Source organism: Pseudomonas carassii (assembly GCF_036324045.1).
Taxonomy (GTDB): domain Bacteria; phylum Pseudomonadota; class Gammaproteobacteria; order Pseudomonadales; family Pseudomonadaceae; genus Aquipseudomonas; species Aquipseudomonas peradeniyensis.
This window is the reverse complement of record NZ_JAZDCT010000064.1, coordinates 1-13,674: the sequence shown is the minus strand read 5'-3', so window position 1 is coordinate 13,674 and position 13,674 is coordinate 1. Positions and strand designations below refer to the sequence as shown.

The 13,674-nt window shown below is 67.4% G+C and carries 11 protein-coding genes, 1 tRNA gene and 1 pseudogene; 8 read left to right on the top strand and 5 right to left on the bottom strand.

Going from position 1 to position 13,674, the window contains the following annotated elements; all coding sequences use genetic code 11:
• Positions 1–220: 220 nt before the first annotated feature.
• Positions 221–295 (top strand) — tRNA-Gln (locus V0R62_RS26240).
• Between the two features lie 55 nt (positions 296–350).
• Here the strand turns inward: V0R62_RS26240 and V0R62_RS26235 are convergent.
• From V0R62_RS26235 to V0R62_RS26225, 3 genes are read right to left on the bottom strand one after another with little or no spacing between them, the layout of a single operon-like run.
• Complete coding sequence (locus V0R62_RS26235) at positions 351–2,735, bottom strand: hybrid sensor histidine kinase/response regulator (protein ID WP_330105771.1); 2,385 nt, start codon at positions 2,733–2,735, stop codon at positions 351–353.
• 10 nt (positions 2,736–2,745) lie between these two features.
• Entirely contained in the window at positions 2,746–3,207 is a 462-nt protein-coding gene (locus V0R62_RS26230) for a response regulator (protein ID WP_186734315.1), read from the bottom strand.
• 11 nt (positions 3,208–3,218) lie between these two features.
• On the bottom strand, positions 3,219–5,501 hold the full coding sequence (locus tag V0R62_RS26225) for an ATP-binding protein (protein WP_330105770.1): 2,283 nt from the start codon (positions 5,499–5,501) through the stop codon (positions 3,219–3,221).
• Positions 5,502–5,757: 256 nt separating this feature from the next.
• Between V0R62_RS26225 and V0R62_RS26220 the strand changes: the two genes are divergently transcribed.
• The 7 genes from V0R62_RS26220 to V0R62_RS26190 are packed head-to-tail and all read left to right on the top strand — an operon-like array spanning position 5,758 to position 12,082.
• Complete coding sequence (locus tag V0R62_RS26220) at positions 5,758–6,285, top strand: Csu type fimbrial protein (protein WP_330105769.1); 528 nt, start codon at positions 5,758–5,760, stop codon at positions 6,283–6,285.
• A 24-nt stretch (positions 6,286–6,309) separates the two neighbouring features.
• Positions 6,310–6,843 carry a Csu type fimbrial protein gene (locus V0R62_RS26215; protein WP_330105773.1) on the top strand — a complete coding sequence of 178 codons (534 nt, stop codon included), beginning with the start codon at positions 6,310–6,312 and terminating at the stop codon, positions 6,841–6,843.
• A 17-nt stretch (positions 6,844–6,860) separates the two neighbouring features.
• Complete coding sequence (locus V0R62_RS26210; RefSeq protein ID WP_330105768.1) at positions 6,861–7,394, top strand: Csu type fimbrial protein; 534 nt, start codon at positions 6,861–6,863, stop codon at positions 7,392–7,394.
• 3 nt (positions 7,395–7,397) lie between these two features.
• Positions 7,398–7,901, top strand: a complete 504-nt coding sequence (locus V0R62_RS26205) for a Csu type fimbrial protein (protein WP_186713543.1) — start codon at positions 7,398–7,400, stop codon at positions 7,899–7,901.
• A gap of 34 nt (positions 7,902–7,935) precedes the next feature.
• Positions 7,936–8,715: a fimbrial biogenesis chaperone gene (locus tag V0R62_RS26200; RefSeq protein ID WP_330105767.1), complete on the top strand. Its 780-nt coding sequence runs from the start codon at positions 7,936–7,938 to the stop codon at positions 8,713–8,715.
• An 11-nt stretch (positions 8,716–8,726) separates the two neighbouring features.
• Positions 8,727–11,117 carry a fimbria/pilus outer membrane usher protein gene (locus V0R62_RS26195; RefSeq protein ID WP_408005741.1) on the top strand — a complete coding sequence of 797 codons (2,391 nt, stop codon included), beginning with the start codon at positions 8,727–8,729 and terminating at the stop codon, positions 11,115–11,117.
• Entirely contained in the window at positions 11,114–12,082 is a 969-nt protein-coding gene (locus V0R62_RS26190) for a Csu type fimbrial protein (protein WP_330105766.1), read from the top strand. The genes V0R62_RS26195 and V0R62_RS26190 overlap by 4 nt, the downstream gene beginning before the upstream one ends.
• A gap of 160 nt (positions 12,083–12,242) precedes the next feature.
• Here V0R62_RS26190 and V0R62_RS26185 read toward each other — a convergent pair whose 3' ends face one another.
• Positions 12,243–13,391, bottom strand: coding sequence for a M14 family metallopeptidase (locus tag V0R62_RS26185; RefSeq protein WP_330105765.1), 1,149 nt, complete (start codon positions 13,389–13,391; stop codon positions 12,243–12,245).
• Between the two features lie 54 nt (positions 13,392–13,445).
• A pseudogene (locus tag V0R62_RS26180) lies at positions 13,446–13,674 on the bottom strand (DUF6708 domain-containing protein); the annotation flags it as partial.

Below are 13,674 nucleotides of genomic sequence, written 5' to 3'. Positions count from 1 at the left end.
CCCCGCGTGGGAGCGGGCTTGCCCCGCGATAGGGCCGGCAGAAACCCCACAAAATCGGGCGGGCATAACTAACTTGCTGTTTTTCTGTAATTTTTTTTAAAAAAAGCTTCCCACCTCGAAAAAAGGTTGTTAAAGTGCCGGCCATTCCCGAGCAGCAACACACGGAGCTGCGAGGGGTTGTCAGTGAGGCGGTGAATCAGTCACTTGCCAGATCCGATACAGGGGCGTCGCCAAGCGGTAAGGCAGCAGGTTTTGATCCTGCCATGCGTTGGTTCGAATCCAGCCGCCCCTGCCATTTTCAAGCTATACCATTTCCCCAAATCGCCTTTCGGCGATTTTTTCGTTTCTGCCTACCGGTTATCCAGCAACTCGGCCAGCGCCTGGGCGAGGGCGTGCTCGTGCACCGGTTTCTGCAGCACCTGGCACCCCGGCAACTCCAGCCCTTGCAACTGCGCGTAGCCGGTGAGGAACACCACGGGCAGCCGTGGGTAGCGCTCGCGGGCCGCCAGGGCCAACTGCGCGCCGTTGAACTCGGGCATGGCGAAATCGGTAAGCAGCAGGTCGATGTGCTCGTCGAGCAGCGCCATGGCCTGCTTGCCGCTATCCGCCTGGCGCACCTCGTAGCCTTGGCGGCGCAGCAGGTCGCCGATCATTTCGCGCACCAGATGGTCGTCGTCCACCAGCAGGATGCGCAGGTCCGTGCCCTGGCCGGACAGCGGACGCAGCTCGTCCGGGCCTGCGCTCAAGGTATCGGCGCGCGCCTTGACCGCCGGCAGGTAGACACTGACCAGGGTGCCGCGGCCCGGCGTCGTGTCGATGCGCACGCCGCCGCCGGATTGCTTGGCGAAGCCGAACACCTGGGCCAGCCCCAGACCCGAGCCCTTGCCGATATCCTTGGTGGTGAAAAACGGTTCGAACGCCTTGGCCAGCACCTCCTCGCTCATGCCGCAGCCGCTGTCGCGGATGCTCAGCACCACGTATTCGCCGGGCTCCGGCTCTTCCGGGCGTTGTGGGCGGGTGTTGACCCGGGTGTTGCGGGTGGCCAGGGTCAGTTGGCCCCCCTCGGGCATGGCGTCGCGGGCGTTGATCGCCAGGTTGAGGATGATCATCTCGGTCTGGGTCGGGTCGGTCAGCGCCTGCCACAGGCCGGCGTCCAGTTCCAGGCGCACGGTGATGCTGCCGCCCAGGGTGCGACGCAGCAGTTCCTCCAGCCCTGCGAGGGTGCGGTTGAGGTTCAGCGGCACCGGTTCCAGTCGTTGCTTGCGGGAGAACGCCAGCAACTGGGCGGTCAGCTTGGCCCCACGTTCGCCGGCCTCGCGGATGTGCTGCAGGCGATTGTGGGCTTTTTCCAGCAATCCTTTGTCCAGGTCGCTCTGCAGGAAACTGGCGCCGGTGAGAATCACCGTCAGCAGGTTGTTGAAATCGTGCGCCACCCCGGCGGTGAGCTGGCCGACCGCTTCCAGGCGCTGCATCTGCTGCAGCGCGGCCTCGATGCGTTCTCGCTCGGTAATCTGCTCGCGCAGGCGCTCGTTGGCCTCGGCCAGGTCCAGCACCGCCTCGCGTTCGCTGGAGATGTCGCGGGCGACCACGTGCAGCAGGTTGTCGTCCGCCACCACCACCCACGACAGCCAGCGCTGCTGGCCTTCGGCATGCAGGATGCGGCCGACGAAACGGGCGCTGGTGCGTCCCTGGGACAGCGTGGCCAGTTCGGTGAGGAAGCTTTCCTGGTCGGCCTCCGGCAGCAGATGCAGCAGCGAGATCTGCGCCAGGCGCTCGCGAGGGAAGCCCAGCGCTGTCTCCCACGCCGGGTTCAGCGCCACGGGAGTCAGGTCCTTGTTGAGTACTGCCAGCAGGTCCTGGGACAGTTCCCAGGCTCGGTCACGCTCGCGGGTGCGGCGCTCGACCCGCTCGCCGAGCATCTCGTTGAGCTGCTCCAGCGCCTGGGTGGCCTGGCGTTGCTGGTGGATGTCCTGCAGCACGCCGGAAAAACGCACGCACAGGCCGTCGACGAACTGGGTCTGGCCGGTGGACAGCAGCCAGCGCGGCTCCAGCGCACCGGCCGGGGCGATGCGGAACTCGGCGCGGTAGTGGCCGTCGCTGTCCGGGCGCATGGCCTGCTCCACGTTGTCGCGCACGCGCGGCAGGTCTTCGGGATGGATGCCAGCGTAAAACAACTCGAGGTTCATTCGCGTGTCGCTGGGCAGCCCGAACAGCATCTTGCAGCGATCGTCCCAGACCATCTGCCCGTCCTGCGGATGGTAGTCCCAGGTGCCCATGCCAGCGGCGTCGATGGCGATGCGCGCGCGCGCCTCGGCCTGGGCCAGGGCCTCCTCGGCGCGGCGCCGTCGCTGGCGCTCCTGCACCTCGGTCAGTGCCCGGCGCACCGCCTTGGGCAGCAGCGGCAGGTTCTTCTTCAGCACGTAGTCGGTGGCGCCTAGGCGGATCATCTCCACCGCGTGTTCCTCGCCGTAAATGCCCGAGAGGAAGATGAACGGAATGTGCGGGGCGATGCGCTGGGCGGTGGCCAGCACGTCGGCGCCAGAGGAGCCTGGCAGCACGCAGTCGCACAGGATCAGGTCATAGGTGGCTTCGCGCAGGGCGTGCTCGGCGCCGACATGGTCGAACACAAGCCGCGACTGCACCTGCAGCCCGCTGCGCTCCAGGCGCACCAGGATCAGCTCGGCATCCATGGCGCTGTCTTCGACCATCAACAGCTTCAACGGGGTGTGCTGCATCGTGCTCGCCTCAATTGCTGCCGCGTCGGTTCAGGCGCAACGAACCGGGTGGTGGTTCGTTGAGTACAGCCCAGAACATGCCGAGGTCGGAGATGGCGGTGACGAACTCCTTGAACTCCACCGGTTTGACCACGTAGGCGTTGACTCCCAGCTCATAGGCCCGGCGCAGGTCGGGGCCCTCCCGCGAGGAGGTCAGCATGACGATGGGAATGCTGCGCAGTTCGGCGGTATCGCGCACCACCTTGAGCACTTCCAGGCCATCGACCTTGGGCAGCTTGAGGTCCAGCAGCATCACCGCGGGGTTGCCGTCGTCGCGTCCAGCATAGGCGTTGCGTCGCAACAGGTAATCCAGCGCATCGGCGCCGTCGCGCACGACGATGACCTCGTTGGCCAGCTGGCTACGCTCCAGGGCGAGCAGCGTCAGTTCGAGGTCCCTTGGGTTGTCTTCGACCAGCAGGATGGGTTTGAGCATGTTGTCCGGCCTCAGGCAGACGTGGGGTGGAGGGGAAGGGTGAAATGGAAGCTGGCGCCCTGGTCGATGCGGCCCTCGGCCCAGACCCGGCCATCGTGGCGCTCGATGATCCGTCGCACGCTGGCCAGGCCGATGCCGGTGCCCTCGAACTCTTCCATGCGGTGTAGGCGCTGGAACACGCCGAACAGCTTGTCGACGTAGGCCATGTCGAAGCCCACGCCGTTGTCGCGCACCAGGAACTCGATCTCGTGCCGGTGACGCACGGCGGCGATCTGGATGCGCGCCGGGTCGCGGCCACGGGTGTACTTGATGGCGTTGGCGATCAGGTTGTGCAGGACCATGTTGATGAAGGCCGGGTCGGCGATCACCTTGGGCAGTTCGGCGATTTCCCAGACGATGGCGCGGCCCGCGTAGTCCGGGGCCATCTCGGCGCGAATGGCATCGATCAAGGTGTTGAGGTCGACATCGGACAGGCGCAGCGCCGAGCGGCCCATCTGCGAGAAGTTCAGCAGGTTGTCCACCAGGGTGCCGGCGAACTGCGCGGCGTCCTCGATATGACCGAGGAAGCGCTTGCCGCGCTCGGACAGCTGCGCGCCCTCGATCTCGCCGAGCAGTTCGCTATAGCCGGCGATGTGCCGCAGTGGTGCGCGCAGGTCGTGTGACACGCTGTAGGAGAACGCTTCGAGCTCCTTGTTCGAGCGCCTCAGCTCGCCGGCCAGCTGCGCCATTTCCTCGGCCTTGCGCAGGACGATGCCGAGCACCGCGCCGCGCAGTTCCTGCACGCCTTCGATGACCAGCGGATCCCAGGGCGCGCTGAAACCGCGCACTTCCTCCTGCCAGCGCTCGAAGCTGTGCCTTGGGTTGAGATTGCCCTGGGGCGCCACGGTCTTTTCCGGGCGGCCGGCCCAGTTCACCGTGTGGGCCTGCTCGGGGCGGAACCACAGCAGGTAGTGCGAATGGATCTGCGAGATCGCCACCGCCAGCACGCCGGCGGCATGCCGGGCCAGCTCCGGCAGTTCGTCGACGTCGCGCCGCACGTTGTCGGTATGGAACACCGTGTCGCCGCCACGCTGTGCCAGCCAGTGCGCCAAGGCGTTGACCTGCGCCGCCGGCGGCGTGGCGCCGATCAGGTCGCAGCGCTCGGCGCTGATGATCGCCGCGCCCGTGGCCCCGGCGAACTGCAGCATCACCTCGGGCAGGGCCAGCAGCCCGTCGCTGACGCTGTCGTGGTCGGCCATGGCGGCGAGCATGCGCACGATGCGCTGGCGCAGGTCGAGCAACTGGCGGGTGCTGTCGTGCGACTCGATGGCCTCGATCTGCAGCGACAGCACGTTGGCCAGCAGCTCGCAGGCGGTGCGGGTCTTGAAGTCCACTGGGCGCGGCTGCTCGTGATGGCAGGAGACCAGCCCCCAGAGCCGGTCGTTGACCACGATGGACAGTGACATCGAGGACAGGGTGCCCATGTTGCGCATGTACTGCAGGTGCACCGGCGAGACGCTGCGCAGCGCGGCGAAGCTCATGTCCAGGGCCTTGCCGGTGCGCGGGTTGGCGGCCGGCACCAGGGGCGAGGGCTGGTAGTTGGCGTCCTCGATCACCCTGATACGGTTGACCCGGTACAGCTCGCGGGCCTGGCGCGGGATGTCCGAGGCCGGGAAGCACAGGCCCAGGTAGCTGGGGTAGCCGGGGTCGGCGTCCTCGGCCAGGACCGTGCCGGTGCCCTCGCTGTCGAAGCGGTAGGCCTTGACCCGGCCGAAGCCGGTGATGCGCTTGATCTGCCGCACCGACTGCTGCAACAGCTCGTCGATCCGGGTGACCTGGTGCAGGGTGCTGACGAAGGCGCGCACCAGGGGGTAGTAGTCGTCCTTGCCGGTGTTGCCCGGCGGCTCGCGATGAGGTTCGAACTCGAGGATCAGCACCTGGTCGTGACGGTGGGCCAGCACCCGCAGTGCGGCCGGCCAGGGGGCGCCTTGGTGCAGGCGCGCATCGCCGATGTGAAACGGGAAGATTTCATCGTCGGGCAGGTTCGCCAACTGTTGGCGCAGGTCGAAGCCTTCGCCGACCAGTTCGGCGAAAGCCTGGCCGGTCAGGGCACGGGCCGGCACGCCCAGCCAGCGCTCGGCGTTTTCGCTGGCCTGCAGCACGTGCAGGTCGCTCTCGTCCAGCACCAGCAGGAAACCCTGGGGCTGAATGCTGCCCGGAATCTGGATCGGCTCCTGGGCACAGCGCTCGATTGCCTGGTCGAGCGAGGTCGTGTCGGTCGTCACGGGACTCTCCTGTAGGGTCCGTCCACGCATGGGCCATGCGTATGCACAGGATGTTGCTGGTGAACGGTATCAGAATGGCGGCCGCTTTGCCGGGGTCTGGTTATTTGAAAGGTTATGGGCGCCAGGGTTTCGTTGCCGGGTCGGGAAATTTCCGGGGCGCCTGTGCACTGGCCTGGCTTCCCACTCCGCCCTTTTAATTAATGCCAAAGAGGGGTAGGCCTTCCCCGGCCCGGATCTAATCGCGCTGCTACGCTCAAACTCAACCCATACGCACAAGGATCGACCGGTGACGGAGCGCTTAGTGGCCATGCTGTTGGGCCTGTGGTTGAGTGGCAACGCCATGGCAGCGGATTTTCTCGTTGAAGTGCAGGTGCGCGTGCAGCGAGGCTGCATGCTGGTCACCCAGCAGCGCGAGGCCGGCCCGCAGGCGCTGGGGCGCATCGACCTGGGCAGCGTGACACGCCTGGACGGCCCGGGCGCGCCGGCCAGTGGCGTGCTGCTCGCCCAACGCCCGCCACGCCTGGAGTGCAACCCGGACACCCCGTACCAGGTGCGTGTCGATGGCGGCCAGCACGGCGGCGTCGGCGAAGTGCGCTACCTCGCCAGCCCCGATGCCCAGGCCCGACCAATTCCCTACCGCCTGTACCGTGACGCCGCCTGGCGCCAGCCGCTGGCGGTGGACGTGGCGCAATCGGCGCGGGTGCCGGACAGCGGCTCGGTGGAGCTGCCCCTCTACGCACGGATCGACAAGCTGGCCTGGGCGCCCCGCGCCGGGCTGTACGCCGACCTGCTCAAAGTCACGGTCACCTGGTAGGGAGGCTGCATGCTCATGGACGCGTTGCACCGTGGTTCGATCCTGCTGCTGACCCTCGGCCCGCTGCTGCTGCCCAGTGGCGCGGCCCACGGCACCACCACCGGCTTCATCCAGGCACGCCTGGTGATCAGCGCCGCCTGCCAGATCAGCAGCGACCCGCAGCCGGCCGCCCTGGGCAACCCCGGCCTGATGGACTTCGGCGCACGCGGGCCGACCTGGGACCAGCCGCTGACCAGCCGGGTCGACGAGGCCGGCGGCGAGGGCAGCCTGCAGATCAGCTGCTCGCCCCAGGTGCGTGCCTTCAGCGTGCGCATCAACGGCGGGCAGAACGGCGGCGACGGCGTGCGCCGCCTGAGCAACGGCCGCGAACTCATTCCCTATCAACTGGCCATCGACCCGGGTGGCAACAGCCGCTACGGCATCGGCCAGGCCCGTACCTTCACCATCAGTGGCACCCAGCAGGTGCCCGTGCCCATCTATGGCGTGGTGGTCGCGCAACCGCGCGCGCTGCCCGCCGGGCTGTATCGCGACACCCTCAGGGTGACCCTGGACTGGTAACACGCAAGGAGATTCCTATGCCCAAGCACCTCACCCGCTGCATCTTCGCCGGCCTTGGCCTGGCCCTGGCCGCCCAGGCCCAGGCCGCCACCGTGACCGGCACCATCAGCTCGACCCTGACGCTGACCGCCGCCTGCCAGGTCAACGGCAGCGGCGGCACCTCGGGGCTCAACTTCGGCAGCCTCAACTTCGGCACCCAGGACTCGCTGTTCACCACCGCCAATGGCCAGGTGCTCGGTGGCGGCGGCGGGGCCATGAGCATTCTCTGCTCGGCAGGCACGGTGCCGACGATCAAGGTGCGAGCCGGCACCCATGACACTCAGTCCGCCGGGGGCACCCGGGCCCTGGCCGATGGCGCGGGCAATTTCGTGCCCTACGACTTCTACACCGACGCCGGGCACACTCAGCTGCTGGCGATCGACGGCACCATCACCCTGCCGACCAGCACCGGCGTGGCGCAGACCGTCAACCTGTACGGCCAGGCCCGCGGCAAGGCCGGCTTGCCGGCCGGGGTGTACACCGACACGGTGGCGGTCGAGCTGAGTTTCTGAGCCATGCCGGGCACGGCGCGGCTGCTGGCCGTCGGGCTGTGCCTGGCGCTGACCCAGGGTGCCCACGCGGTCACCACCAGCACCTTCCAGGTGACGGCGCAGATCGTCGCCGGCTGCCTGGTGGTCGGCGGCGTGACGGCCTACGGCGTGCTCGACTATGGCACCAGCTCGGCGCTGTCCACCGCCACCCTGAGCACCTCGCTTGGCGGCAGCACGGTGACCTTCCAGTGCACCCCCGGCGTGGCCCTGAGCATGAGCCTGGACGGCGGCCAGAACAGCGCCAGCGGCACGCGCAACCTCAAGCGTTCGGGGGGCACGCAGCTACTGGCCTACCAGCTGTACCGCGACGCCGCGTTCAGCCAGAGCCTGGGCATCGGCAGCAGCGTGGCGGTGAGCTACAGCGACCCGACGGCGATCAAGCTGCCGGTCTATGGCCGTACCACCCTGACCGGCACCCTGCCGGCCGGGACCTATACCGATGTCGTGCAAGTGACGGTGACCTGGTGAAAGGCCACTGCGGATAACCGAGAAGGAGAGGGGCATGGGGGCAGGCGCGAAACGGGCGCGTGGGATCATCGGGCTGCTGCTGTTGGCCAGTTGCGCATCGGCCTTCGCGGCCACTTCGGTGCTGATCTGGCCGATCGACCCGGTGCTGGAGGCCGACCAGAAGGCCGGCGCGCTGTGGCTGGAGAACCGCGGCTCGGCGCCGACCAGCCTGCAGGTGCGGGTATTCGCCTGGCGCCAGGGCGAGTACCAGGAGCAGTTCCAGGCCCAGCGCGAGATCATCGGCAGCCCGCCGGTGGCCACTATCGCGCCGGGGCAGAAGCAGCTGATTCGCCTGACCCGCACCGGCAGCTCGCCCGCAGGTCAGGAGCAGGCCTACCGCATCATCATCGACGAGATCCCTTCGCCGCTGCCGGCCGATGCCGCCAGCGAAGGGCCGAAGGCGGCGATCCGTCTGCAGATGCGCTACTCGGTGCCGCTGTTCGTCTACGGCGAGGGACTGTGGGGCAAGCCCGACCCGGACGGCAGGCGCAGCGTCGAAGGCGTGGGCAAGCCGCAGTTGAGCTGGCGCGCGGTGACGGTGCAGGGCAAGCCCTATGTCGAGCTGCGCAACACGGGGCCGGTGCATGCGCGGCTGACCGACGTGGTACTGCAGCAGGCTGGCCAGGACCGGCCGCTGGTCGAGGGACTGCTCGGCTACGTGCTGCCTGGAGCCAGCATGCGCTGGCCGGCACCGGCCGCGCCGGGCGCGGCCAGCGTGCTCAAGGGGCGGGTCAACGGTCAGGAGGTGGCACAGGCCATCAAACAGGGGCAGTGACTTGCGCTTGAATGGATCACAGGGGCCAGGGAGGACCCGGTCATGGTTGGAAGTCGTGTGTGAGCTGGGTGCGGGTGGCAACGCACCGGTTGTGGCTGGGCCTGGCGGTGCTGGGACCCGGCCTGGGCGTGGCCGACGAGCTGCCGCCGCCGCCCTCGGAACAGGCCGCCATCGCCGACGCCACGCTGTACCTCGACCTGCAGGTGAACCAGGTGGCCAAGGCTGAGCTGGTGGCGGTGCAGCAGCGCGCCGGGCGCCTGTACCTGGCCAGCGAGGTGTTGCGCGAGGCGGGCATCAGGCTGCCGGGCGAGCCCCAGGGCGAAGTGGCTCTGGACGAGATCCCCGGCCTGCACAGCGACTACGACAGCCAGAACCAGCGCCTGTTGCTGCAGGTGCCGCCGGCCTGGCTGCCCGACCAGCAGGTCGGCGAGCGCAACCTGTACCCGGCCAGCGACGCCCGCAGCAGCTTCGGCGCCTTGCTCAACTACGACGCCTACCTCAACGACACCGATGAGGGCGGCAGCTACCTGGCCGCCTGGAACGAGCTGCGCCTGTTCGACGACTGGGGCACCTTTTCCACCACCGGGCAGTGGCGCCAGTCGTTCAATGGTGCCCAGGCCCAGGGCCGCCAGGGTTTCCTGCGCTACGACACCACCTTCCGCTACACCGACGAGCAGCGCCTGCTCACCTATGAGGCGGGCGACCTGGTGACCGGTGCGCTGCCCTGGACCACCTCGGTGCGGGTGGGGGGCCTGCAACTGTCCCGCGACTTCGGCGCCCGTCCCGACCTGGTCACCTATCCGCTGCCGGCCTTTGCCGGCGAAGCCGCCGTGCCGACCTCGTTGGACCTGTTCATCAACGGCTACAAGAGCAGCAGCACCGAGCTGCAGCCGGGCCCCTACACCCTGACCAACGTGCCGTTCATCAACGGCGCCGGCGAGGCGGTGGTGGTGACCACCGACGCCCTTGGCCGCCAGGTGTCGACCACCTTGCCGTTCTATGTCACCAGCAGCCTGCTGGCCAAGGGGCTGTCGGACTTCTCGGTGGCCGCCGGCAGCCTGCGCCGCGACTATGCCGTGCGCGACTTCGCCTATGGCCCGGGCGTGGCCTCGGCGACATTGCGCCACGGGGTGTCCGACTACTTCACCCTGGAAACCCATGCCGAGAGCGCCGAGTCGATGATGCTCGGCGGCCTGGGCGGCAACCTGCGCCTGGGTACCTTCGGCGTGCTCAACGCGGCGCTGACCCAGAGCCGTTTCGAAGGCGATACGGGCCAGCAGGTGGCGCTGGGCTACCAGTACAACAGCCGGCGCATCGGCTTCAACTACCAGCGCGTGCAGCGCCACGGCGACTACGCCGACCTGTCGCTGGTCGACAGCCCCTTCACCCGCCTGAGCCAGCGCAGCGAGCAGGCCACCCTGAGCCTCAACCTGGACCGCTATGGCAGCCTTGGTGCCGGCTATTTCGACGTGCGCGCCGGCGACGGCACGCGCACGCGGCTGATTAACCTGAGCTGGAGCAAGCCACTTTGGCGCAACAGCAGCCTGTACCTGTCGGCCAACCGCGAGGTCGGTGACAGCCAGTGGGCGGTGCAGGCGCAGCTGGTGATCCCCTTCGACCTGCGCGGCACCCTGGCCTTCAGCGCCGAGCGCAGCAAGGACGGCCAGGACCTGCAGCGGGTCAACTACAGCCAGGCGGTGCCGGTGGGCGGCGGGGTGGGTTACAACTTGGGCTACGCCACTGGTGGCAACCGCGACGACTACCGCCAGGCCGACCTGACCTGGCGCCTGCAGTCGGTGCAGCTGCAGGTGGGCGCCTACGGCAGCAGCGGCGAGATGACCCGTTGGGCCGATGCCAGTGGCTCGCTGGTGCTGATGGATGCGGGCCTGTTCGCCGCCAACCGCATCGACGACGCCTTCGTGGTGGTCAGCACCAGCGGGTATGCCGACGTGCCGGTGCGCTACGAGAACCAGCAGATCGGCCGCACCGACCGCAACGGCCACCTGTTGGTGCCGTACAGCAGCGGCTACTACCGCGGCAAGTACGAGATCGACCCGATGGACCTGCCCGCCGATGTGCTGGCGCCACAGGTGGAGCAGCGGGTGGCGGTGCGCCGTGGCAGTGGCTACCTGCTGGAGTTCCCGCTCAAGCGTGTGCTGGCGGCGAGCCTGGTGCTGGTCGATGCTGACCAGCAGGAGCTCAAGCTGGGCAGCCGGGTTCGCCATCAGGAAAGTGGTGGCGAGGCGGTGGTGGGGTGGGATGGGCTGGTCTACCTGGAGAACCTGGCGCCGCACAATCGCCTGCAGGTGGACAAGGCCGATGGCGGACCGTGCCAGGTGGCGTTCGACCTGCCTGAAGGGCAGGGGCCGATCCCACTTATCGGGCCGTTGGTGTGCCGATGAACCGGTTGATCCGCGGATGCCTGGCGGGCCTGCTGTCACTGCCGGGCGCGGCCTGGGCGTTGTGCTCATCGGTAGCCACCGCGCCGGCGGCCTTCGGCTCGGTCAACTCGACGCTGGTGCGCACCACGGTGCAGAGTGCCTCGACCACCAATGCAGGCCTGCAGTGCACCGGCTCGCTGTTGTCGCTGTTGACCAGCAATGACCATTTCTATGCCACCTTCACGTCGTCCAGCAGTGGGTTGGTGGGGCCGACCGGCGATGTGATTCCCTATACGCTCTACGCCGACAACACCACCAGCTACCCGATCAGCCGTGGCGTGCAGTTCGACTTCGCCCGCAACGGCATCATCGATGCCCTGGGCCTGCTCAACGGCCCCACGCCCAAGGCCGTGCCGCTGTACCTGAAGACCGTGGTCGGCGCCAACGTCGCCGCCGGCCTGTACCAGGAAACCCTGAACATCGCCTGGAGCTGGAACTACTGCTCGGGTATCGGTATCGGCAACATTTGCCTGGGGCGTGACATCGGCAGCGGTAACCAAACCCTGCTGGTCAGCCTTACGGTGACCAACGACTGCCAGATCACCACGCCCAACATCAGCTTCGCCAGCGCGCCGGTGGTGGCCGGATTCGGCACGGTGAACCAGAGCGTGAGCGTGTCGTGCACCAAGGGCAGCAACTACACGGTGGGGCTGGATGACGGGCAGAATGTCTCGGGCGGGCGGCGGCGGATGAAGTCCAGCGCCAACAACTACCTGGCCTACGATATCTTCAAGAGCGCCGGCGTGGTGCGCTGGGGCTCGGTGGGCGCGGCGCGGCGCTCGAGCAGCGATGCCGAGGTGAACCCCGGGGCGGGGACCGGGACCGGGAGCCAGGTGTTCAACTACAACGCCAAGGTCTACACCGACCAGGCCACGCCGCCGGCGGCGACTTATACCGATAACGTGATCTTGGATGTGCAGTTCTGAGTCATGCTGCCTGTCGTGCACAATTCTCATGTAGGAGCGGCCTTGCGCCGCGAAAGGGCTGCGGAGCAGCCCCAGGATCTCAGCGTCGCGGCAGATATTGTTGGGGCTGCTTTGCAGCCCTTTCGCGGCGCGAGACCGCTCCTACACGGGATCGCGTTACTTAGCGCAGGTCGTCGACCATCTTCAACAGCGTCGCCAGCACGGCGCCGGCCAACGCTTTCGACCGCTCTCCCGACCAACCGGTACGCGGATTCGGCGCATCGTCGTGGTCCTTGAACGGCATCTCCAGGGTCAGCGACAGGCAGTCATGGGCCTGGCCCACGGCATTGCAGGCCAGAGTCATGTTGGCCTGGCCCGGCTCGTCGCGGGTGTAGCCGTACTTCGTCTGGAAGTCCCGGGTCAGGCTGCACAGGGTGCTGCGGAACTGTTCTTCCAGTTCGGCGATGCGCGGCGTGTAGCCGGGGTTGCCCTCGCAGGCTGCGGTGAACACATGGGGGATCTCCTCGTCGCCATGGGCGTCGATGAATGCGTCCACGCCATGCAGCTTCATCTGGCTCTGGGCGAAGAACACCTCGGGGCTCAGTTCGACGCTGGCGTCCTGCCAGGCGCGGTTGAGGTCCTTGCCCTTGAAGTTGGTGCGCAGGTGGCCGAGGAAGGCGCCGTCCGGGTTCATGTTGGGGATCAGGTACAGGTCGGCCTTGGCCAGCAGTTGCTGGATGACCGGGCCGTTGGCTTCGAGGGCGTCGATCACGCCTTCCATGAACCATTCAGCCATGTGCTCGCCCGGGTGCTGCTGGGCGATGATCCACAGCTTGCGCTTGCCGGTTGCGCCGTCGCCCGCGCGCAGCAGCGGAATGTCCCGCCCCTGCACGCTGCGCCCGCTGGCCAGCAGTTCGACGCCCGGGATCTGCTTGGCGCGCTCGATCAGCTGGTTGTGGCGCGCGCGCGGGTAGGGCTCGAAATAGGCGAACCAGGCCTGCGCCTGTTCAGCCTTGAAGTCGAAGCTCAGGGCCTTGCCGTCGAACTGGCTGGGCACGCGGAACCAGGTCTGCTGGTCGTAGGAGGCCACGGCGTGGTAGCCGGTCCAGGCGTTCTTGTAGGAGGACTCATGGGCGTTGTCCAGGCTGAAGCGATGGACCTGGCCCGGGGTCAGGCCGCTGGCCTTGAAGTGGAACCACTGGAAGTGGTCGCTGTGGCTGTCCTTGCGGATGTTCAGGTGGACGTGTGCAGGGTTGCTGGCGTCCAGGACCAGGATGTTGCCGGAGTCGAAATCGCAGTCGATGTGCAGCGGGGAGAGCGTCACGGTCATTGCCAGCCTCCTGTTGGCGTTGTTGTGGGAGGTACTCTACACCGCGAAAGGTGTTCAGGGTGTCACTTTGTTCGTGGCCTGTGAGTCGGTGGAGGGCTCAGGGGCGGTGCGGGATTCGCGGTCTATCGCCTCTGGCCACTTGACCTCTGCTCCCAGACGCTTGGCGAACTGATACCAGAGGAGAAGGTTGTGATCTTCATTGTGTGGGGCAGGTGAAACAGCATCGAGACCATATTGCATGTAAGTGCAGATGTAGGCCCAGATGGACTCTTCCCCATACGTG